At 37.9% G+C, this 23641-nt stretch carries 18 protein-coding genes, 5 pseudogenes and 1 other annotated feature; of the genes and pseudogenes, 7 read left to right on the top strand and 16 right to left on the bottom strand.

Annotated elements, in window-relative coordinates; genetic code table 11:
- The 3 genes and pseudogenes from FTU03_RS14305 to FTU03_RS14315 all read right to left on the bottom strand — a co-directional run.
- Window positions 1-344, bottom strand: a pseudogene (locus tag FTU03_RS14305) (IS6-like element IS26 family transposase); the annotation flags it as partial.
- 54 nt (window positions 345-398) lie between these two features.
- A pseudogene (locus FTU03_RS14310) lies at window positions 399-767 on the bottom strand (BrxA family protein); the annotation flags it as partial.
- A 10-nt stretch (window positions 768-777) separates the two neighbouring features.
- Window positions 778-1644, bottom strand: a complete 867-nt coding sequence (locus FTU03_RS14315) for a WYL domain-containing protein (RefSeq protein ID WP_046267517.1) — start codon at window positions 1642-1644, stop codon at window positions 778-780.
- A 208-nt stretch (window positions 1645-1852) separates the two neighbouring features.
- Here FTU03_RS14315 and FTU03_RS14320 point away from each other — a divergent pair, with 208 nt between their 5' ends.
- On the top strand, window positions 1853-2182 hold the full coding sequence (locus FTU03_RS14320) for a DUF4236 domain-containing protein (RefSeq protein ID WP_031974808.1): 330 nt from the start codon (window positions 1853-1855) through the stop codon (window positions 2180-2182).
- 106 nt (window positions 2183-2288) lie between these two features.
- On the opposite strand, the gene FTU03_RS14325 is transcribed toward FTU03_RS14320, so the two are convergent.
- From FTU03_RS14325 to FTU03_RS14365, 9 genes and pseudogenes are all read right to left on the bottom strand, one after another.
- Complete coding sequence (locus FTU03_RS14325) at window positions 2289-2936, bottom strand: Fic family protein (RefSeq protein WP_000464611.1); 648 nt, start codon at window positions 2934-2936, stop codon at window positions 2289-2291.
- Window positions 2937-2938: 2 nt separating this feature from the next.
- Complete coding sequence (locus tag FTU03_RS14330; protein ID WP_000755725.1) at window positions 2939-3124, bottom strand: hypothetical protein; 186 nt, start codon at window positions 3122-3124, stop codon at window positions 2939-2941.
- 630 nt (window positions 3125-3754) lie between these two features.
- Entirely contained in the window at window positions 3755-5410 is a 1656-nt protein-coding gene (locus tag FTU03_RS14335) for an HNH endonuclease signature motif containing protein (protein WP_031974807.1), read from the bottom strand.
- A 1157-nt stretch (window positions 5411-6567) separates the two neighbouring features.
- Window positions 6568-10128 (bottom strand): hypothetical protein, encoded by a 3561-nt coding sequence (locus tag FTU03_RS14340; RefSeq protein WP_031974806.1) that lies wholly within the window; start codon window positions 10126-10128, stop codon window positions 6568-6570.
- 11 nt (window positions 10129-10139) lie between these two features.
- Complete coding sequence (locus FTU03_RS14345) at window positions 10140-12560, bottom strand: hypothetical protein (RefSeq protein ID WP_079352999.1); 2421 nt, start codon at window positions 12558-12560, stop codon at window positions 10140-10142.
- A 4-nt stretch (window positions 12561-12564) separates the two neighbouring features.
- Complete coding sequence (locus FTU03_RS14350) at window positions 12565-13017, bottom strand: hypothetical protein (RefSeq protein WP_031974804.1); 453 nt, start codon at window positions 13015-13017, stop codon at window positions 12565-12567.
- A gap of 321 nt (window positions 13018-13338) precedes the next feature.
- Window positions 13339-14337, bottom strand: a complete 999-nt coding sequence (locus FTU03_RS14355; protein ID WP_001085468.1) for a ParB/RepB/Spo0J family partition protein — start codon at window positions 14335-14337, stop codon at window positions 13339-13341.
- Window positions 14337-14954 (bottom strand): AAA family ATPase, encoded by a 618-nt coding sequence (locus FTU03_RS14360; protein ID WP_000158575.1) that lies wholly within the window; start codon window positions 14952-14954, stop codon window positions 14337-14339. The genes FTU03_RS14355 and FTU03_RS14360 overlap by 1 nt, the downstream gene beginning before the upstream one ends.
- An 82-nt stretch (window positions 14955-15036) precedes the next feature.
- Window positions 15037-15243, bottom strand: a pseudogene (locus FTU03_RS14365) (hypothetical protein); the annotation flags it as partial.
- A 55-nt stretch (window positions 15244-15298) separates the two neighbouring features.
- On the opposite strand from FTU03_RS14365, the pseudogene FTU03_RS14370 reads away from it, so the two are divergent.
- A pseudogene (locus tag FTU03_RS14370) lies at window positions 15299-16230 on the top strand (IS5-like element IS17 family transposase).
- A gap of 55 nt (window positions 16231-16285) precedes the next feature.
- On the opposite strand, the gene FTU03_RS14375 reads toward FTU03_RS14370, so the two are convergent.
- The gene (locus FTU03_RS14375; protein ID WP_020753597.1) at window positions 16286-17632 is read right to left on the bottom strand and encodes a hypothetical protein; all 1347 of its coding nucleotides are present in this window, start codon (window positions 17630-17632) and stop codon (window positions 16286-16288) included.
- A gap of 1032 nt (window positions 17633-18664) precedes the next feature.
- On the opposite strand from FTU03_RS14375, the gene FTU03_RS14380 reads away from it, so the two are divergent.
- The 5 genes from FTU03_RS14380 to FTU03_RS14400 all read left to right on the top strand — a co-directional run bounded on the left by FTU03_RS14380 (window position 18665) and on the right by FTU03_RS14400 (window position 23071).
- Entirely contained in the window at window positions 18665-19027 is a 363-nt protein-coding gene (locus tag FTU03_RS14380) for a hypothetical protein (protein WP_020753598.1), read from the top strand.
- 157 nt (window positions 19028-19184) lie between these two features.
- Entirely contained in the window at window positions 19185-19526 is a 342-nt protein-coding gene (locus tag FTU03_RS14385) for a hypothetical protein (RefSeq protein WP_020753599.1), read from the top strand.
- 130 nt (window positions 19527-19656) lie between these two features.
- Window positions 19657-20876 (top strand): IS3 family transposase gene (locus FTU03_RS14390; protein ID WP_087513996.1). Its coding sequence is split into 2 segments (ribosomal slippage): window positions 19657-19933 and window positions 19933-20876, totalling 1221 coding nucleotides; the frame shifts between segments, so codons are not numbered across the junction.
- Window positions 19932-20048: a sequence feature (AL1L pseudoknot), on the top strand. Its footprint overlaps the gene before it by 117 nt.
- 286 nt (window positions 20877-21162) lie before the next feature.
- Entirely contained in the window at window positions 21163-21741 is a 579-nt protein-coding gene (locus FTU03_RS14395) for a LexA family transcriptional regulator (protein WP_020753601.1), read from the top strand.
- Window positions 21742-21772: 31 nt separating this feature from the next.
- A complete protein-coding gene (locus FTU03_RS14400) occupies window positions 21773-23071 on the top strand; it encodes a Y-family DNA polymerase (RefSeq protein ID WP_020753602.1) in 1299 nt (432 codons plus the stop codon).
- On the opposite strand, the gene xseB is transcribed toward FTU03_RS14400, so the two are convergent.
- From xseB to FTU03_RS14415, 3 genes and pseudogenes are all read right to left on the bottom strand, one after another.
- On the bottom strand, window positions 23068-23262 hold the full coding sequence (gene xseB / locus FTU03_RS14405) for an exodeoxyribonuclease VII small subunit (RefSeq protein ID WP_020753603.1): 195 nt from the start codon (window positions 23260-23262) through the stop codon (window positions 23068-23070). The genes FTU03_RS14400 and xseB overlap by 4 nt on opposite strands.
- Window positions 23255-23527, bottom strand: a complete 273-nt coding sequence (locus tag FTU03_RS14410) for an exodeoxyribonuclease VII large subunit (RefSeq protein ID WP_257225640.1) — start codon at window positions 23525-23527, stop codon at window positions 23255-23257. The genes xseB and FTU03_RS14410 overlap by 8 nt, the downstream gene beginning before the upstream one ends.
- A gap of 39 nt (window positions 23528-23566) precedes the next feature.
- A pseudogene (locus FTU03_RS14415) lies at window positions 23567-23641 on the bottom strand (IS6 family transposase); the annotation flags it as partial.

Consider the following 23641-nt stretch of genomic DNA (forward strand, 5'->3'; position numbering starts at 1 on the left):
GCAGCTTTGCTGTTACGACGGGAGGAGAGATAAAAATCGACAGTGCGGCCCCGGCTGTCGACGGCCCGGTACAGATACGCCCAGCGGCCATTGACCTTCACGTAGGTTTCATCCATGTGCCACGGGCAAAGATCGGAAGGGTTACGCCAGTACCAGCGCAGCCGTTTTTCCATTTCAGGCGCATAACGCTGAACCCAGCGGTAAATCGTGGAGTGATCGACATTCACTCCGCGTTCAGCCAGCATCTCCTGCAGCTCACGGTAACTGATGCCGTATTTGCAGTACCAGCGTACGGCCCACAGAATGATGTCACGCTGAAAATGCCGGCCTTTGAATGGGTTCATGTGCAGCTCCATCAGCAAAAGGGGATGATAAGTTTATCACCACCGACTATTTGCAACAGTGCCGTCCAGGTATTGAGCCTGGGAGATATAGGCCTCTCTCATCACTGTTTCCATAAACTCAAGCAGCAACAGGTTGCGTTCCAATGCGCCACAAAAAGCCACCTGGGTCGCCAGCTCATCATCCCCATCACGTAGTGCTTTCCAGAAATCAGGCTCCAAGCGCTCCAGACGCTTACGAATAGCGGTGGCATTGCGTTGAGCTGAAGCAGGCGTTCTTTTTTGCAGAATATTGTCCACCTGAATCGCCTGATGCCATTGTTCTGGAGTCGCCTCACGCAATAACAGATCCGCGATTAACCGACTTTCACGCACCATCAGTGAACCACCAATCAGGTCACTGTCATAATGAAATTGTTCTAACATGGCCAATCTCCTATGAGGCCTGATCAAACAGATAAGACGACAGTTTTTCGATATCTGAACGTTGTAGTACCAAGGGATATTTCAAGGCATCATCTGCTTCAGCCAGCGTGATCGCAGCCTGATATCGCTGCAAGGTATAGTGAGCCAGGGCTTTTTTGACCGGAATCTGTAATCTGCCATCAGGCATGCCGAAGTCTTTTTCGACCAGCGCTTTTTGAGCTTCATTCAATTTTGGATTAGGGATCAGCGTCAGTACAATTTCTTCATGCCATTGCTGATCCTGAGCAGGGTCTACTGACTCAATCGCCACCACAACAGGTGTGCGATCAATTCTGGAGAGTAAAAAGTCCTTAAACTGCTTGCTCTGATGGCAATAGGCACGGACATGCCAGCGAAAACCGGTATACACCAGGGTATGTGGGGAAATGATGCGTTCATGCCACTGCGGATTCTGCATGGAGGCATAAATAATTTTGAGACAGCTTTGTGTTCGACAGGCACGCAATACTTCCCTGATGACTTCAGGACGCACACTGCGATCGGGTAATTGAACTGCTGCAAGATTCGGTTCTGGCATCGCAATCAGCGCATGCGATTCACTAACCAAACCTGACAGCATGTTGAGATATTCATTGATATGCGCTGTAGTCAGTACAGGCTGGAAGCTGGCTTTAGGCACATAACCCTTGACTGAGGGATCATGAATCAAGGCATCGGGGTTATACAGCGTATTATAGCGCTTGATATCCGCAGAAGCCTGCTGTCGACTCAGTCCAAACCAGCTCATCAAACGATTGGTAACCAAACGACCTTCCCAGTATGCAAGGAGTTCAATGGCTCTCATTCTGAGAAGCACTTCATGCTTATCTGTCGTCATATACCAATCAGTCAATAAATAGCAGCTTTAAGATTACCCTACAGCAAATATACAGTAAACATTTTTGACGGTATTTAAAGGTAGTATTGCAATCACCAGATAAAAAATATACTAGTATCCTGATGATAGCCGTCAAAGTACGATCTCTAGCAGATCATGGATCCTGGTATAGCGCGTGAATTGAGCTAAGTTTTAGAATGAGAGCAATATGGGTTTTAGATTTCGTAAAAGTATTAAATTATTCCCGGGTTTTAAAATTAATCTGACCCATAAAGGCATCAGCAGTGCCAGCATTGGCAAACCCGGTGCTTCTTTAAATATTGGTAAAAAAGGCACCCGAACCAGCGTGGGCATTCCCGGAACAGGACTTTCTTATTCCAAGCATCATCCTCATACAAACAGGCCGAATACTCCACAGAACGCCTCTGAGCAACCACCGCCATTGAATAACCCAGGTATGCAGACATCCAGATCAACTGTCTGGCTCTGGATCGCTTTTGGGGTGTTGTGTTTTATTGTTGGAGCAATCGTCTTTTAGAGGCTTTACAATGATGTTTGATTTTTATCATGGAATCATTTGAAGTGTCAGCAGTAGGCCTGAAGAAACACCAAAATTGATGCTGAGTACGATATTGGTTAGGTGTTCAACTTACTTCTAATCTTTGAATATTAAGTTTAATCATTTTTTCAGTGAGCTTAAAGTTACCTTCTTTCCATCCTGCGATCACTGCTTGATTCATAGCATCTGAACTCACAGTGGTCCAATCGATCGTATAACCTAACTTAAATAGTATCTGGCCTAGCATGAAACGTTGTGAGCGACCATTACCTTCTCTAAATGGATGAATATAATTTAAAACAACAAAAAATCTGGCTAAAAAACTACAGACCAAATCTATATTTTCTTTATTATTAATCAAATGGTTAAAGTTATTATTGAGGCATGAAAACAGCAGATCTGATAAAGGAGCTATGCTATTGTAACGGAGAAAGATACATTCACCTTTATAGGTATTCACGCGTCTTAATTGGCCAGCCCATGGGTAGACATCCATAAATAATTGATGATGTATATTTTGTAAGTGCTGTAAATCAAAATTGCCTAGAAAAACAGAGATATTTTCCTGTAACCTTGTATTTTGTAAGGCACTTAGCGCTTTCTCTGCCTCATTCAGGTCTTTGGTATTAGAAATACCAAGATTGTTGATCAAAACACCATTTTCATCACAGAATGGATCATCATAAAAATCTTCTTCCGTCAGATAATAATGTAGTGCATCATCAAAAAACATTTTTATCGTACACGGTACATTTCAACGAGTGTATTTCTGGCTTGTTCAAATGTCTTAGAACCCGTCACATAGTCATTAATTGCTTGTAAGCCTTTATTATCTACAACCAAATTATCTACGGCAAATGAAGCTTTTACGATTTTAAAGGCTTCAGTACGGCTATTTCTCATACCAATAACTTTTTTCATAAAATTCTCGCTTCAAATGGATCATGCAGACTCTAAGGATATAACATTTTCATTGAGAAAAAAGAAGTTCCTATGAAGTTTTCACAATTATCTTAATAATTCACCTTGAATATAAAAATCCAAATTCTGTCTTTTTGATTATTTTCTATGTCATGTTATGTCATTGCTACTACGACTTATTTGCCACATAAATTGGGTGAAAAGTAAATGGAATTACTATGTTAACTAGAGTGGAACTCATTTTTGTGGTGCTGATGGTGTCAGGCTTAATCTTGATTGCTTATGAAATGCTAAAAGGTTTATTCTAGGGCATCTACACATGATTTTTGATCAAAAAAATACCCATAGAGGGAATCTATGGGCAAAACTAAGGATCTTGACGATCATTCAGAAACTACAGCTAGCTTCTAACTATGATTCTGCATTAGACTTCTTGCGTTAGTCAAATTTTAAGCAGCCAAAAGCTATATTTTATGAGGCTTTAGCCAATTCAAAAATTAGATAAAACTATACTTTCGCAAGAGGTCTACTGAATTAAAAAAACCACATTGGCAAAATAGATCAAAAGTTAAATCATGTGATTTATCATTAATTAACACACTTGAGAACACAAAAACATAGCCCTGCTGATTAATACAATAACTCACCAAACAAATCCGCTCTGATCTCTTCTAAGCTGAGATCTGATTTCATTCTATTACAGATTGGATGAACCAGCAGACCATTCTCTAGCACCCCTTGCCCACCAACGGCTTTGGCAATTTTATGATCCGATTCAGTAGAATCAAGATAGATTAATCCATCACAAATGAGGCAAAAGTTATGATTACCCACCAGAAAATTGTGCTTAAGTAAACTTTTGGTTAATGCTGAAAAGGATTTGGGCTTTGAGCGCGAGATTGGACTAATCGACTCCACATATCCCACCACATGCTTCACGACCGTATCATCATAATTCCCCAAAAATCTTTCAACATAAAACTCATTAAAGTTTATGTATTTGAAGGCCTTAGACATGGACAGAATAAATGTATTCAGGCATTCCTCATCATCAAAATCAACCTCCATTTCCAAACTTAAGCAAATAAAGGCTTTATAGACAATTTGTAGCCGATCATAGCCCTTGATACCACTGCCGAACTTGCCGACCGTTTCGGTGGTCGCCACGGGGAAATTGGCGATCAAGAACTCAATACTACGGCGTACCCGGGTGAAGTCCTTGAAACTAATCGTTCGATGATGAATCTGCATGCGACTTTCATGAATTTCAAACACAATTGAAAACCATGCTAGAAAGGAAGTAATTTGAAAACGCTGGTCCTTATAAAAATATAAGAACGGATGTAAGCCCAAACTCGGAACCCCAGTATTTTTTACAGGAGTGGCCATTCTGCAAAGGGCCGTAAACAGATGTGACATGATCTTTTCAACGCGTTCACCCTGATTCAGGCTCATGATATTATGAATCCGATCACCCGCGATGATATTCATGAGCTCATTGACCAAGCCAATTTTTTTGCCATGACTCATTTCAGTATCTAATAAGATGGTAGAGAAAAGCAGCTGATGGATCCTCTCCCCCAACTCGATGAGCGCATTTAAACGTGTATATTGAAGCTCTTCTAAATTGGATTTATTGTCATTGATATAACAACAAGCATAGATCGCATAATATGCATCACTTCCCCGACTTCTTAGATGATATTCCTCATATTTATCCAGGCGTTTAGTATCTGAGTTAATCGATTGGAATACGCGTCGTGCATCTTCTGGAGTACCAAGCACTTGCCGGAAACTGATTTTAATATCGTCTAATTTAGATTTTTGTTCTGCAAATTTAGGATCAATACAAATTTTTTGGAAGTCAGCCAGATCCCCTAAATGATTTCGCAGGTCACGAATATCTTCTTTTTGTTGATCGCTAAAATTAGGCGCTTGAGTGGCTTGTTCATCTGCAAAATATCTCTTGACCCACGCATAAATACTCGAAAGACGATGCGCCCCATCGATAATATAGATGTTGCCGTGTATATCTTTCCAATACAAGATACACAAATTGATATTTTGATCTTCTGTGCAATTCCCAATAAAGTTTGCAATTTCCCGCACACTCCAACATTCAGTAGAACGCTGGTTATCCGCTTTAAATAAACATTTGATGATGGCATGCTTTTCAAAATCAGTCAGTGCAACTTCAAAATTGTCTCGTTGCATTGATGGTGACATTTCTTCTGGCAACATGACTTTACGCTGAATGATATTCGTCAGTAATCGAGTTTGGCCCATTTTTTGTTTTCTCCAGGCAGCACTTCTCTATATTCGCTCAAATACGAAATTTGAAAGTGCATATCGTTCAATTTGGTTAAAGCGATGAATTAAATGACCGTCAATATCCGGTCAGCGCTAACAAAAGAAACGTAAGAGAAATGGGGATTTGAGATAATGAAATCTTCATGCTGAGTACCTGTAGTTTAGATTTTACTATCTACAACCATCTTTTTCCACGAGATGGAGGTAGACCAAACAGGGGTGGAAATACCGCACTACAGAAGACGGCCAGTCATCGACTGCCCTGCCTGGCCTACCATAATGGCAAGCTAAGCATAATAAGCACAAAAAAACCGCTTAAAGCAGTTTTAATGCTTCTGTAGTAATTTTCAGGTTTCCACGCCTGATTACAGATTTTACTGTAATGTAATTATCATATTTGTATCTTTTTCTTTGGTCAAACCAAATTAGACTTTTTTTAATCATTAATTCTATGAAAGGACCTCAATAAATTAAAATATTGAGCATTATTAAAACAAAAAATCAAATTCGCGGATTCCCAGGCCTTTGCTTGGCAAATCAGATTTTGACAAAGCAAAGGCCTGGGCCCCTTTTGAACCACTTATTAAGCTTAGGCTATTTTTAGAATATTTATGATTAGCAGTTTTAACTAAAGGCTAGAATAAGGAATTTTCATTTATGAGCATTAACTCATCAAAACAGATTAATTCAACTTAAATACAGTTTCTATCTTCAGCAATGTATAAAATTGATTAAAAATTATCAACATAATATGAAAAAACGTACTTTTTATTTGGTTAAAAAACCAAAAAAATCAACCCAAAATAGAGGGTTACATTATTTAAAACTGATTCTCCAATTAATTTAAAACAACACTCAATTTCATATTAAATCGCTTTTAATTTATTATTTTATTAACAACAAAAGGTATTATTTATATCAATAATATTTCAATTAATTTTAACGTAGCGTGATTATTGTCTTGCGTCTCAACAATGCTGTTTTTTAGGCTAAAAAACACTCAAAAAGCCTAAAACCCGGGGTTGGATTTTCACCCTTAATTACCCAGTTTTTGAGCGATAAAAACTCACTTTTCTGCAAAAATATGCTAAAAAAAACTAAGCTGTAAAATCAACAAAAATATCCATCTGATTTCAATGTGTTTTTTTTGATGAATTTCCGTTGATATCGTCAACCTCTGATAGAACCTCTAGGCACTCTTTCATCTTGTAAAAGACGCTTTGCAACAGCATCTTTTGAATAAAATTATTATCTTTTTTATTCCATATTTTATATTTTTTTATTTTCACCTCGCCCTTTTTTACATTATTAAATTCACCCGTATTATATTCATCCCATTCAAAATTATCTGAATATTTTAAAAAATTATCTGAATCTTTTGAATAAATTTTATTAATAAAATCTAAGAATCTTTGATAGTCAATCAAGTCATTTTCAGATGATGCCTTAAAATTCAAAATAGGACGATCTTTTTCAAGTGAAATTTTATTTTCTAAACAATAAAAAAAATGTTTAAGATCATTCTGGGTTACATTTTTATTTAAGTTAAAAGGTTTCTCAATCTCATAGTGATTAGACCATGTCACCATTTTCTTCCAAGTAAAACCGATAAGATCCTCATGATTAGCATCATTTTTGACGTGACTTGTATAGAGAGAAAACGGCTGGCTGATCGATTGAATGAATTTCAATACTTCAGGATCGATCGTTGCTTTTTCTTTTTTTTCCCGCCACTTCCGGTATTCGTCTAGAAACGTTTCACGGTATAAAAATACGTCCTGTTGTTGAGGCTGCTTCTGCTTTTTCTTGCTCTTTAATGCAGCAGTTTGAGAATTATTTTCTGTGTGTGAATGAATCTTCTTCATCAATTTTAAAATATCTGTTTCATTCGACTGAAATTTAACCTTGAAATCGCGATGCATCAACTGACTATCGCCTAATAATGCCTTGATCAATTGAGGTGAATATTCACGGTTTGCTTGATAAAACATGTCAGCAATCAGGATATTCAGATGATGCAGATAATGTCTTGCAGTGATCCGAATGTCTTCATGCCCCATCAGATGCGCAAGTCGAGACCAGGCTTGGGCACTACGCGATGAAGCATCCTTCATATTGGGTAAAATGTGCTTTTTAAGCTTACGCCCAAACTCGGAATCATAGTCAGTAAAACAACGTACCAGTGCTATGCTGCCTTTTAAAAGGATAGCCAAATGTGAAGCGGTACTATGCCTGAAAGCGTGAAAGGTATATTGATGATCGTTTGTCCCTAATACAGTATTAAACAGCAACTGGGTAATTTTTGATAAATTTGTACTGGATAAAGGTTGTTCACCCAGCATAAAGAGCTGTTTGATTTTTCTATTGCAGACTGCTGCAGTCGCTTTAGAGCCAGGTAACTGGTTTTGATAAAAGCGACAAAATCCTGTGAACTCGTCCGGTGCTAAAAAATAAGCTAAATCAAACTGACGCGTGGCATTATCACTTTTCAGATCACGCTCAGAATTTAGACGAATCCTAAGGGTGAGATCATCAATATCACCCATTGTTTTTCTCATTTTATGGTGAGATCGATCGTCTTTCTGCTGATCTAAAGCGGATTCAAACACATAATAGAGCTGTCGATTGTCAGGATGTTTTCGTAACTGCGGAGATACAAAATCATCGATACAGATCCCGGCAGCTTCATCAATACGCAAGCCCAGTCTAAATGCCAATGTATAGACCCATTCTAGACAGGTTGCATCCTGCTCAGTCAGACCCAAAGCTTCTGGGTATTCTCTAAGAATCCGTATCATCAATTGAAACATCTGCGGACTAATGAGTCTGGTTTTTAAAAATAAACCGTCACTTTGACGTTCATATAAATATTGCACAATCGGTGCACGATGATTCTTGACTAAGTATTGGTGAAAGGCTTTCAGCCGATCAAAGGCATAACCCGAGGTATTGTATTTTTTATTGTTGTTGGTTTGTGCGGTCGTTTTATGATTTTTCTGATCATTCAGCAGTTTTTCTTCAACAATCGTGCGATACATTTCCTCAAACTGCTCTTCAGTGGCTGTATCTAGATTGATCTGCTGTTCTAGAACATAACAAAGTAGGTCAAGCACAAAACTACTATAGTAACGCTTGATTGTTGAGACTTTAATCGCTGCTTTCCCATGATAAGCAAATTCGTTTTCTAACCACTGACACACGCGTAAATGTGCAATAGCCACTACATAATCTAGGTACTCGCCATTTCCAGCCTCATACGCAGATTTATAGTCCTCAGATTTTTGGATGCTTTCTTGGAGTTGATCCGCAAGCTGTTTGGGTTTGATATCCTGATGAAAAGATAAAAGCCAGGATTTCAGCTCATGACGTTGACCGGTTCGTCGATCATGAAATGTTTTGACTGTAACTGTAGGCATCTCCAAGTCTAAGACTTGAGGCTTTTTTTCAAGATTTTTGATTCTAGCTTGAATAGTTTTCCAGCAATCGGGTTGATCATAGAGCTGTGTATACTGCTCATAGATTAAAGGCGAAGTGATGATCTGATTGTTCAGTACACTGGTACTTAAAACATCCAGATTAGGAATCTCTTGCCACAAGACATAATCCATATGCTTAAAAATGGCAAAACCGGTCTTTTCCAAGCCTTTTAAAAATAGCTTCACGTGATTAAGCTGTGTAAATGGCTGCTGATCCTCACGTGCTTTTCTAGAGTCCCCCTCCTCCGCCATATTCAGTACAATGTTTAAATGGATTTTAAGTTTTTCTAGCAGTAAGGCTTCAGGCTGATTCCCCGTTTCAATTTCACTCTGTTCTTTTTCCCAGCACAGCAATGGCGAAGTGCTTTGTAATTGATGCCCTTGCGATCTATTGATTAGCTCCTGAATCCGTCGATAACATAGCATCACAAAGGCATTGAAATAGATATGCTGAGTTTGCCATAACTCCGTCTCTTCTTCGCCATCCTGACGATAGATGTTGCCATACTTTGTCGAGGGCAACGTGTATGAAAAGACATAAGCTTTTTGAACCTTTTCGTCACCTGAATAGATCGGAAGCAAGCCACTATCCAGGTTCATATGAAAAATCGCATCATGAATGGCTATCAGTCGTTCAGGTTGCATGCATCCCTGATCAAAAATTAATGAAATACACAGACATTCAAACAAGGTATTCACTAATTTTTGTTGCTCTTTAGCCGTAGAGTATAAGAAGATACCTTGAGTTTGTTGTTTGAGATAATCCGCCCAATTCACATACAGTTTTTCTTTTACCTCGACGAGCATAGTACCCTGCTGTAACTTTCGTCCTGAAAAAACGTTGTCTAGACGTTTAGGTGTGTAGACTATCCAATCGGGCAACTTAATCTCATAGCTCTCGGCATAGGAAGGGTAATCCTTTTGCCACTGCTGGTTTTTCTCGTTACAAATCCGTTTCACTTGTTTAAAACAGAATTGAAGGTAATCTGCAGCATTGCCCTTAAATTTGGATATTTGGCAGAGCTGCTCTAAAACTGCTCTATAGAGAGTAAACTTGTCCAGAATTTGCTGATCAAGCCACTTAAAATCAATTTGAGCAAGGTCAGAATTTACATCTGTGTATGTAGCAGTGATCAGCTGAGAAATTTCCTTAAAAATGTCACCGATTTCTCTTTTAATGGCATTTTCTAATTGCGTAACAAGTGATGTATCAAGCACAAGATGGTCCTTTAAAGCACTTCAAGCTTTGCGATTTCTAGTTTGTTGAGCAAGCTTTTAACTTGTTGCTGAATGTCGTGTTTGTAGAGATAAGGGCTTAATCCAGAAATGTGACTGAATCCCATGCTCTGCTTATCATGGGTATATAGCGTATTGTGAATGTCACCACTCAGGGCGAGATGATTTTTAGTGAAATGCCTTGGCCAGTTTTTATAAATCTGTACAGTCTCTTTAAGGTAATTCGTGACAAAATCAGCAGACATGGGCTGTAACTCCAAATGCTCCACGACTTCAGCAAGATTCACCTGACCTTTTTGGGACTTGATCCGAGGATGTGAGATGACATAGAGCATAAAACCATCGTTTTCCAATTGCGCTTGCAAACTTTTTATCCCGAGTGATTCGATGGTTTTCGTCAGATATTTTCGATATGCATTGAAATGATCCTGCCAGTAGCCTGTAACAGGAACAGGACGTCCTACTTTTCGTGAATCAGTTTTTTTATCATGCACGTAAAGCAGTTGTGCCTTAGGATCATAATGTTTCAGTAACCCCGGCATGCCGACTATTGGACGCACCGTCAGGCAGATTAAGGAAAGATGCCACATCCAAATGCTGTAAGCATTCAGCTTCTCGATCAGATTCGCTTGAGTATTGGCTAATGTGTTTTTGACAAAATGATAAAGCTGATTAAAAAATTTACTCGCGGCCTCTACAGTCCAGCATCGCTGACTGCCGATACGTTCCTCACGATGAAAAATATGACCAGGGTGTTCATCCTCAATCCATGGTTCACCTTTTCTACGGTCTAATAGAACATTAATATAGCCTTGAAAATGCTGGTCGATTTGATCGATCTGACGCCCTTCATAGTTCCATTGCACGATATGACGGCTATCTCTGTTGGCCAGCAAGTGTGCGACCAGGTTATCATCCGTCTCCATATCCATATAAAAATAGATTTGCCGCTCTAACATACCACAGGTGATTTCGCCAATTGCATGCTCTTTAAAAATTTCCCGCAAAAAATTATTGTACTCAATCACACAAAATTCAGGTTCCTCTAAAGCCTCTAAACTGGTGATCCAGGGTGCTGGCATGCGCCATTCCAGGGTTAAGGCCCGATTATAACGCTGTGCTTTATCTTGCATGGCACCGGAATGATTGGCATTCAACTTAGGATCGATCACCCAATAATAATGGATGACTTTTTTGACTGATTTTTTTTTAATTCTACCAATATCAATCAAATACTTGATCTTTTGAAAGACCGTTGGACTCAGACCGGTCAAGAGACACATCAGACCACACACAGCTAAAGCCGATTGATATGCATCATTTCTCTTATTTTCTTGATAACACTTCTGCAATCGCTGATATACCTCAGTTAATAAACTGGGTTTCAGATAAAGCGGATTAGTTTTACAGGCTAAGTCACGTCGCTGAATTCTCTTAGCTTGCTTTTCGAGCTGTTTCTGTTTGTCATCAGAGAAACTCCCCTTCACCCGCTTGGCGATCTCATCCTGTTCAGGATCGACAAGATTGGCCTCTGTATCCTGTCCAGTATCCTCATTCTCTACATCCAACGATGATGTGCCTGAATCAGATTTATAGGTCATGCCCTTTTTAATATCGTTAATTAAAGCCTGAACATTAATTACTGTTGAATTTAATCTACTATTGGCAATCTCGTTGAAAACAATAATAAATTGTTGAATATAACGGCCAAGATTAAGCTGTTCAAAATCATTTTTTATTGTTTTACGCTCTAAAAGAATTTTTAACTCGTTGGCATCAAATTCATCCATAGCTTGGAGTTTGCGTGTAACTTTTTTATACAACAGTTTATTTTTCTCAGTATTCGATAACTGCTTTTGCAAAAGAAGTTTTAAATTATAAGATACTGTGTTGATTTTATTGTTGTTTTTACAATTATTTAGAATAACCTGTTTTTCATCCTTTTCATCCTTTTCATCCTTTTCATCCTTTTCATCCTTTTCATCCTTTTCATCCTTTTCATCCTTTTCATCCTTTTCATCCTTTTCATCCTTTTCATCCTTTTCATCCTTTTCATCCTTTTCATCCCTTGTAATCTGAGGCTCTAACAAGATGATTTCCTTCAGTATTTCACACAAGGCTGCAGTACAAAGATAGGAATAGATGAATACTGCTTTTTGTTGGTCGCTTAGTTCTCCTATAGATGCACTTTTAGCCCATTGCGTTAACCCTGCTAATAATTTCTGTTGTGTCACTATCCGATTATTTTTAATCACCACATGTATTTTGTGAGCAGCAGCATACAGTTCCTGTGCCTGCTGATCTTGCGCCAAGAGCTGAGTCAAAATTTGTTTTTTTACACTCAGGGGTTGATTGACCCATTCTTCCAATAGTTTAATTTGCTTGTCAGCTGACAATTCATCAGTTTGGCTCATAAAGCTACCATAATTTTTCAGGGTAAAAATTGATATTCAGGTTTCGTTCGAACTTGAGCTTCAAGTCTTTATTCAGGCCAAAGTATTTTTTATAAGTGTTTGCACTCAATTGAACACAACGCTGCGGATTTTTTCCCACCTTCATATACCGTGATAATGGCAAACCTAAGGTATCGGACAATTGAGTAAAAAAACATGTAAATAGAACAGCATGTACCTCTTTATGTTTGTGCTTTGGAACCTGTTCCAAATCTAAAGAAATTTTATGGATTAACCATTTTAGAATTTCAAATTCATCAACACCTTTATGGGATTTTTCACCCTTGTTAAGAATTCTTTTGATATAAGCATCCAGCTTGTTTTTAAGATTCAAGATAAAATGTCGAATAAAATCTGGTAAATCTAATATCAAAACTGCACTTAACTTGGTCAGGACTTCAAGTGATTTTTTTTGCATTTCCAATTTTTTTCTATCGTAACCATCTCAGCTGATACTGGCTGTATAAACTCAATACTGTTGAAATGGCTAATTTTTAAATTTACAACTTAGGCTCAACAGAATCTGTTAAGCCTAAAAAGGCAGATCATGAAGATAAAAATATTGTTGATTCTGATATGGATGAAATTTTAGATCCATCAGAAGATCAGTTACCGTTCTGGTAAGCATTTTTCCCTTTAACACTTTTTAATTCAATATGTATGATAAATAGCAGTACCCAATATTTAAAAAAATATTGGATACTCAATTATAAATTTCCACAGTGGAAATTTATAATTTTTATGGGTGGTCATCTAAACCGGCAAGAAATTCTTCTAACTTTTCAATCTTTTCTTGATTAAATTCAGCATTTAAACTGGTGCGAATATTTAGGACTGTTTTCCCATTGAGACTTTTCTCGATCTTAATCGAACCAAATTTAAGACCATTTTTATTTTTTAAGATCATTTTGTTTACTAGAGAGGCATTTTCGATGCTTTGATCTTGTTTTTTAGCTGTCTCTTGTACCGTTAGTGCTTTTTCTATTTGATAAATGAATTTTTTTGATGGACGATTTGTTTCTGTAAATTCATTTAGGTACTTTTTCCATATGGTTAACGTGGTATCTTCAACTAGTTGATGGTTAAACTTTAAAACCAGTTTATTTAATTCAGTTAACAATTGTTGTGCGGTTGCACCTGAAATCGCTTTGGGGTGGATTTTTAGATCTTCTTTTATATAGTTTGGCAGTTTATAAAAGCTCATTAATCTAAAGTATTTAGATTGATCTAATTGATATTTTTGAGTAATAAATTCTATATTTTGTATAGTATAACCAAACTCATCGCAGTGTTTTTGTATAGCATTGACTAATTCAAAATCACTAAGATTTGACCGATGTAAATTGTCAATCAATGAAATTAAAGCTGTCTTTTCTGTAGATTTATCATCTCGAATAATTGCACGAATAGTCTTATGTTTTAATACATCACGAACAGCTCGAAACCTTTTTTCTCCACCAACAAGCTCATATGTTTCTTCTTTTTTGATCACAACAATCGGATAAATTTGCCCATTCGTTTCAATACTTTTGGCAAGCTTTTCAACATCTTGTAAAACTTTGTCTGTAATAATGCGAGGTTGATGCTCTGAGAAGTCAATAAGCTCTATAGGTAGATCAACAATATTATTTTCAGTCGATGATACCAATGCAACTTTGCCTGTTCCTGCTGCATTAATAAATGCTTGTTCCATTTCAAAGGCATCATCAAAATCGACAATGAGTGGTTTTTTCGCCATTACAGGATCTCCACCAAAAATTCATTTAATTCATCTTTTGCTTTACTACTACCCATTTCTAATACTGATTTTCCTTCGATCATTGCATCGCGAAATTGTTTGCGATCACGCACAATGGTATTTAGTGTTTTCACAGACTTGACTTGTTGTAGCAACTCTAAAGCAGCATCAATTTCTGTAGATTTGGTATTGGTTGGTGCTTTATTTAAGACTACAAAAGTTTCTAATTTCTTATTTACTTGCTTAGCAGCATTTACCAATCTAAGCACAAATGGCAGCACTTCGATATCTGTTTGACTAGGTTGCGTTGGAATAATAAGAACATCTGCTATTAATAATGCTGAACGAAACTCAGCTGAATCACGTCCTGCAACATCCAATACAATATATTTATTATTATTTTTTAACTGTTGTAGTTCTTCTTTTAAATTATCTTTGAGCGAAATGGTTGTAATCGAGTCTTGTGTTCTACGTTTACTCCATTTTATAGAGGATTGTTGATCATCTCCATCTACAAGAATAGTCTGACCTTTTTTGCTCAGAGCAACAGCTAAATTGGTTGAGAGTGTGGTCTTTCCAACGCCACCTTTCTGATTGGCAATTACGTATATTGTCATGGATTAAATATATAAAAATTAAATTTATATTAGCATAATTTTAAAAATTAAAAAAATATTTTTAATTTTCCACAGTGGAAATTTAAAAAACTAAAAGCCTTTTTTTTCTTTTGTGTAGTCCCGGCATTTGATGGATCGGATCAATCTTAAAAAGTTCAGGTTCATCTATCCACTGTTTGCAGATGAATTCGTAGGGAGTCAGGCCCCTGAGTGTTTTGAGTCTGCGGTCGAAGTTGTATGTAGCAATAAAATCAGCAAGGTGAATGCATAGCTGAGTGTGATCGTCGTAAGGCTTTGTTGCACAAACCTATCTGTAAAGGGTTTTTCAGCGATATAATTTTCAAATGAAGAAGCCTACACACAAAATCTACCGCACAACCAATTGGCCCGCATATAACCGAGCACTCATGAGTCGCGGAAATATTGCCATTTGGTTTGATCCTGCTACGCAATGGTATGCTCCATCAAAAGGCAAACAAGGGCGAAATCAAACCTACTCCGACGCAGCTATCCAATGCTGCTTAATGATTAAATCCTTATTCCGTCTATCTTTACGTATGGTCACTGGCTTTGTGCAAAGTCTGATTAAACTTTGCGGATTAAATTGGACCGCACCAGATTACAGTACGCTTTGTAGAAGACAAAAGCATATTGATATTGCAATCAGCTACCAAAAAAGTAGCGATGGGCTGCATCTACTCGTAGACTCTACAGGCATGAAGTTTCTAGGTGAGGGCGAATGGAAACGCAAGAAACATGGAGCTGAATATCGTCGCCAATGGCGTAAACTACATATTGGTATAGATGCCAAAACCCTACAAATACGAGCAGTTCAGCTTACAACCAATAATGTCAGTGATTCACAGGTGCTTGGTGATTTACTTAATCAGATTCCACAAGATGAGCAGATTGACTCTGTTTATACCGATGGAGCTTATGACACCAAGCAATGCCGTCAGGTCATTGCAGATCGGCAAGCACATGCGGTGATTCCACCTAGAAAAAATGCGAAACCATGGAAAGATACAAAGAGTAGCTCGCTAGAGCGAAATGAATTACTTCGAACAGTTAAACGTTTAGGCAGGACACTATGGAAAAAATGGTCAGGCTATCATCGGCGAAGTTGGTTGAAACTAAGATGCATTGCATCAAATTATTAGGAGATAAACTCAGTGCAAGGAGTTTTGATAGCCAAGTGAATGAGATCCATGCACGTGTAGCAGTCCTTAACAGATTTACGGAATTAGGTCGACCACTTACCCAAGTTACGCCTTAAATTTGGCTCAATTAGGGGCGCTTTGCATTTCAAATCTTTGTGCAACAAAGCCAATTTAAACTAATTCTAACTGTTCGGCTTCTTCTGTAACTTCAATATCTTCAGCAGCAGAATTTTCAAATTCATCATTTAACCAACGCTGTAATAAACTACGCATTCTTGAGCTTGGTACATAAATATTGATTGGGTTACCTTCACGAATAGCAGAACGCCATATCCATTGGACCATCTCAGATAGAGCGAATACATCTTCCTTAACAGGGAATCCCTTCATAGCTGAAGCTTTAACAACCATTGGATTTGGATATAGGTTCATCAAGTAAGCTAAGTTGGTTTTGTCTTTGTATTCGTTAGTTGCCTTTGTATTGAAGGCTAACCATTCTTCTTTATAGCGTGATCCAGCAATTGCTGAATGTGCTTCTTTAAATGAAGTCCAAAGTCTATCTGACTTTTTCGCTTTAACATGGTTACGGAAATAGTTATCAAGATTTTTTGACAACTGCTCACATAAAGCTTTCTTATTTGATTTGAATTGGCTTGAACTCAATGCTGTAGTTTTAGTACCAATCTCATTAATAAACTTGTTATCTGAAATAGTGACTAAATGCTTAATTTGAGAAGGCTTGTTACCAAAACGGATCAGTTCATACTCAACGCCATACGATTTCAAATACGCTGACATTTGAGAGCCTTCAAACATATAAGTAGCAATCCAGACTTCTTTAAAAGATCTCAGTGTGTCGATACTCAATTCCCAAACAATCAGCTTCTGGTCCACATACAAGAGCTGACCGAGATCACACATTGTTGCTAGGTTTTCATATTTCGTACCCGTCGGGTCACCACCGTTATCACCATACTTTTCACGGTTGAAACGAAGAGTGACAGCATCATCATCAACATGAATCCAACCTAAACGGAAAAGAGCTTCTAACTCTGTAGATGAATGCTCTGTATATACATCATAGACTTGAATTGTTTCGTCAATAATCAGTACATAGTCTTTCGCATCATCCAACATATTTGGTGTTAGGTTCATAAAAAGCTGATGTGTACTGACTACGTTTTCTTTGTTCTTTAACAGGTATTGCAAGCTTTCAGCTTTATTTCCACCCTTATAGCTTGGATGCTTGAAACGTCTTTCCTTCAAAGGAGCATCATCTAAATATGCGTAATGAACGCTTGTATCGTCTTCTGTGGTAATTAAAGGACGTTTTAATACATCTTCAGGATCGTATGTTGTACCTGAAATACGATGGCATTCATCAAGTAATGGAGTGATGTAAAGAAAGTTCTGGTCTTTTTCTGCTGTTCTAATGTTTTCTATAATTTGAGTAGTCTTACCGCTACCCATCATTGCATCATAAACTTTAAACACTGTGCTTATTTTTCCTATTTGCACGTTTTATTATCCTCATTGCATATTGTTGTAATGGAAGACTGTTCTCCCCTCTTGAGACAGATTATATTACATCAAGACAGATAATGTCAATAACTTGTCTTGTGGATCTATTTTTGTCTTGAATTGCTTTATTTGTCTAGCTAAACACTTGTTTTGTTTTTAAATTTAAAACTGTGGATAAGTAAGACAGATTTCGGTCTTAATTGATCTTAGGTTTTATACGGCTTTCGCTGCAATTCGATACTCAAATTACAGTGAATTTATAAAGGAAAATTTAAAGGCTGTAGACAAAACCTTGTCTTAGACATTTTATAACTACTTGTTTTTAAAAATGAAAAAAGCAAAAACCTTAAAACAAAAATGTACGGATTCTAGGTACACATAAGCGCACACAGACATAGCACCTAAAGCCTATTTACTGACCGCCCTCTGTTCCTTCCATTACTGTAGCTATTGCATACAGTCGGTTGGTTGCTCAAACATTTACTTCAGCATAGCTTCGTTGTTACTCGCTATACTTCGTAAAGTTTCGAGCTGAGGTCCATTCTTTTATAACTCAATGTTTTCAACTGATTTTGAAGGAAGCTTAAAAAGTCTTATAAAATAAGGCTAGACAAAACCTTGTCTTGGGACTATCAAAAAAGTCAATCTTTTAGGGCTTTTTTTAACTTGAATCTTAAAGAAGAAATTATAAAAAAATACAGATAACTAATTAATAAATATTTAATTAATTTTTCAAATAAAGAAAAAGAATAGAGCGATATATCGAACTCCTTTCAGTCGTTCTCATATCTTCTTATAGAAAAATAGTTGTTCAACCTATAACAAGCTTCTTATTCATTTCCTTAACAGTCAATGAATAACAACCTTTAACAGTCAGATAATCAATCTTTAATCTGTATCCGTACCTTAACAGGCACGTATCCATATCAAACATTGAACTGACTGCCTACTAATCTGTTTTGTATGCTGTTTATTTTTCAATACTAATCAAATAGAATGAAGCTACAACTTTACATATAACTGTTTAATATGAAAAAGATAGTTTTAACTTTACTGTTGGCTTGTACTGGTACTATGGCTCAAGCTATTGAAGTGGATCATAATTACAAATTTAGTCTTTGTGCTGTAGCGGAGGATATAGCCAAAAGTTCTGTCGAAATACAAAAATATGAAGACATAGGAAAAGAAGAATTTAAGGTAGGTTATTTCAATACTTTAGAAACACAGTTAAACAAGCATTCCTTTTATAAAAACTATTATAAGCAACTAATTAATGCAGTTGTAGATGAGTTCTGGAACGTAAGAGATGAACAGTTAGCAAGTGATGTAGCTTTCCTTACGTGTATGACACTTGTAGAGGGAACTGATTTTAAAGACTACAAATACGAATAGCCTATGCAGAATAGGTATTCTTATTCCTAAAAGTTATAAGGATTGACAGTATAATAAAAATATGTTATATATGTATCTGTTTTCTATAACTAAAAATTATAAGCAAACAGAAAAACAATAAGAATAAAAACAACTTCAAATAAAAAGAGATACAACCATGTATTCAGTATTCATCATCACCAATAAAAAGAAATTCGTATTAGCAACATATCAAGACTTCAGTCCTGAGCTATCAGATCAAACAAAGCTACAGCTTATTCTAAATGGACCTACTGTTCCTGTAACTGTATTTGAACAGTACTTCAAAGCTCCTGAAGACTTTGAAATTAAAACTTTTAAAAGCGGTATCGACAATGCTTTAGAAGCAAGCCTAGAAGTCAACAACATTAATCTGGTACAAGCCAATAAGAAAGCAACAGCAGATGCACGTGTACCTGTATTACCAAAAACAAGAAAGCCACGTACTAAGAAGACAACAAATGAAGATCAAGGGCTGTAAGCGTCAAGCCTTCCTAGATCAAGCTATACTGAATGGCGGTCAACCAATCTTCTACCTAATCAAATGCTGGAATAAGGAAGTGAACCGTACCGGGTTTGTCGGAGACTCAATATTCTGAGAGACTATTCCGATGAAAAAACCAACCTATACCCCCGAAATTAGAGAAAGAGCGGTTCAATTACTAATTGAATCTGAAAAAGATTATCCTTCTACTTGGGCTGCAATCACAGCAATTGCGCCTAAGATTGGTTGTACTCCTGAAACACTTCGTGCCTGGCATCAAAAGCATTTAGATCAGCAAAATCCTATTAAAGTACAACAGATATCTGATCAAGAAAAAATGAAGCAAATGGAACGTGAAATTAAAGAATTAAAGCGTGCCAATGAAATTCTACGTAAAGCAGCCGCTTTTTTCGCCCAGGCGGAGCTCGACCGCCCACACAAATAATGGTGGATTTCATCCATAACAATAAAGACTTATATGGTGTTGATGCGATTTGTAGGATTTTACCGATCGCAGCTTCAACTTATTACCGAACTTTAGATCTCGCTGACAATCCAGAACATCGAGCGAAACGAGATCTACATTATAAGCATCATGCTGAACAAATTAAACGAATTTGGAAGGAAAGTTCAGGTCGATATGGTGTACGTAAAGTTTGGCAACAATTGAAACGTGAGGGTTATGTTATTGCACGTTGTACAGTTGCTCGATTGATGCAGAAGCTAGATATACAAGGTGTTTGGCGTGGTAAGAACAAACAAACTACCCGCAACCGAGATGATCAAAAACGAGCAGATGATTTAGTGAAACGTAATTTTAGTGCTGATCGACCTGACCAATTATGGGTCAGTGACTTTACGTATATTCAAACTCATTCAGGCTGGGTCTATACCGCCTTTATTATTGATGTGTTCTCACGAGCAATTGTTGGATGGAAAGTATCTACACGGATGAATACAGATATGGTGCTCGATGCACTTGAGCAAGCATTGCACGATCGAGGCATGCCAAAGAATGTGATTCATCATTCCGACAGGGGTGTGCAATATCTTTCGATTCGCTATACCAATCGTTTAGAAGCAGCAAATTTACGAGCATCAGTCGATACAACTGGTGATTCATACGATAATGCTTTGGCTGAAACGGTGAATGGCTTATACAAAACAGAGGTGATTGAATATTTAAAAGCAGATTGGCAAGGTTTAGCAGATGTACAACTTGCGACACTAAACTGGGTAGATTGGTTCAATAAAAAGCGTGTACACAGTGCACTAGGTTATGTGTCGCCTTTTGAGTTTGAAGCAATGTACTATGATAAGATTAACCCGTTAGGTCAGGTGGCTTAACTTAAATAAAAAAGTCTCCGACAAAACCGGTACGGTTCATGATTTTCATAGTGGTTTCCTTTGGTTTGGATTTGCATTAATCGGTTATCCCAAAACACCGCCGAAGGCGGCACTAACTATTCTTCCTCTTGGTTTGACCTCTACGTTGACATAAGTAAAGGTCTGCTCAAAGGAACATCATTTGATGATTCACATCAACCATTCATCGTAATTTCATTGTCTTCGATTAAGCTCATCCCCTATCATTTGATTATGTTACATATTCAATTGTTGGGGAGTGAATTGTATGGTTGGACAACGTGGAGGTAGTCGAGATGGTGCAGGTAGAAAGCCTCTATATGATGAACCTACTAAGGTCATTCGTGTGCCTGAGTCTAGAATTCTTGAAATAAAGAATTACCTAACAGGATCAAATAAAGCCAAGTTCAATGATGTAGCATCTATAACCCTAGTGAATCCAAGCTCTGTAATGAGTATTCCTTTGGCTTCAGAAAAGGTTGCTGCTGGCTTCCCTTCTCCTGCCCAGGATTATGTCGACAAAACATTAGACATGAATGAACACCTCATCAAAAATGAAGCAGCAACATTCGTTGTGAGAGTCGCTTCACTTTCCATGAGGGATGCAGGTATTGAGATTGATGACGAACTGATTGTAGACCGTAGCATTGAAGCCAAGCATGAAGACATCGTGATTGCACTGATCGACAATGAGTTCACTGTAAAACGCCTCATGATCGAAGGTGATGATAATCGTTGGCTTAAAGCAGAGAACCCTGAGTATTCCGACATTCATCTGCAAGATGGGCAGGAAATGCTAATTTGGGGTGTAGTGACTTTTGTCATCAAGCCATTCAGAAAGCGTTAGTAGCGTTCATCATTCTTCTTGGTTTCTTAACATGGAATGTAAAAACAAGATCTACGCTTTAGTAGACATCAATAACTGCTATGTCAGTTGTGAACGCATCTTTAACCCAAGCTTGAACAATAAGCCTGTCATTGTGCTATCCAACAATGATGGCTGTGCTGTAGCACGTTCCCAAGAAGCCAAAGACTTGGGCATCAAGATGGGTGTTCCTCTCTTTCAGATCAAGGACATCGTAGAGCAGCATCAGGTGCAGGTGCTATCGAGCAACTATGCATTGTATGCAGAGATGTCTCGCAGATTCATGAAAATCCTGTCCGATTTTGTATCTCCCAAAGAGCAGGAGATTTACTCAATTGATGAGTGCTTTCTGGATCTGACAGCTCATTCAGAGAATTACGACTTGACTGAATATGCCCATCAAATTCGTCAGCGTGTGTTTTCTTGGCTTGGTTTACCTGTATGTATTGGCATTGGCCGCTCAAAGACTGAAGCGAAACTAGCGAACCATATTGCCAAGAAGAACGCTTACTTCAATGGTGTTTGCAACTTGGTTTCAATGGATCCATGCTCTGCTGAAACTCTGCATCAAGCCATAGATGTTGGTGAAATCTGGGGCGTAGGCCGAAAGCATTCCAAGAAGCTCAACAGCCTGGGGATTCATTCAGTTATGGATTTTGTCTTGACTTCCCCTGTGATGATCAGGGACCAATTTTCTGTAGTGATGCACAGAACCTTATTGGAACTCCATGGAATTGCTTGCATTGAACTGGAACATACGCCACCAGCCAAGAAGCAAATTATTGCGAGTCGCTCTTTTGGTCAACGCATCTACCATATTGATGATCTCAAGGAGGCTATGTCGCTATATGTCATGGATGCGGTTAGCAGACTGAGAGATGATAATCTGTTGTGTGGTTGTCTGATTGGTTTCGTACAATCAAACCCATTTGATAGCTCAAAGCCCTTCTACAACAAGTCTTTATCCTTGGCTTTACCAGAACCTACCGACAACTTATTGCTGCTATCTAAACTCGCTACAGCGATGATTGATGGCCTGTATGCCAAGGACATTGCCTTCAAGAAATGTGGCGTGATTCTAACGTGTCTCGAACCAAAGGCAAGCCATGTATATGATATGTTTACCGACATGAAGCATATCGAGATCAGTGACGCTTTGATGGATTCCCTTGAAGCGATTCATCTTAAGTATGGCAAAACCAAGATTGCCTTGGGCGCGAGTTTAATGCCGAACAGAACATGGAATATGTCACGAAATCGGCTAACACAGAACTACTTTAAATGGGATCAACTGCTAACAATTAAAGATTAATCCTTAAAGCTTTCATTCAATGCTTGTTGTACTGCATCAATGCGTTGCTTACAGCTTTTATAAGCTGCCATGGATTCTTCAACAACTTTCATCAGGTTATCAATGTCCGGCTCCTCTTGAGACTCTAGAAGCTCAGCATTCTTCTTTAAGATGTCATAGCCTTCTTTAAATGTTAGTTGTTGTTCACTCATTTGGTTTCACCTGTAAAACTTGTGTATTGATTAAACCATCATGTAATTGAATCGCCAAAGTTTGATCCTTGGCTTGATGAATGGATGTTATAGCCTTCCCTCCACTACGAACGATGGCATAACCTCTAGCCAATACATTTGTAGGGTTTTGGATCAGCGTCATTCGCATCAGCGTTTCCACATTAAGCGTTGCTCGTTTCAATTGTTGCTGAGCAAAGTAATGGACATTCGTCTTCACTTGGTCAGCTTGTTGGCACTGTTGCAAATAGAGATTTGAGTCGATGATGTTCCCTTTAAAAAGTACTTAGAGACCGAAAACCCTGTTGATTAGACACACTTCACCCTGAGGCTGACCATAATAAAATGACGATGCTTGTCC

Origin of the sequence: Acinetobacter sp. YH12046 (assembly GCF_013419905.1) — a bacterium.
GTDB lineage: Bacteria > Pseudomonadota > Gammaproteobacteria > Pseudomonadales > Moraxellaceae > Acinetobacter.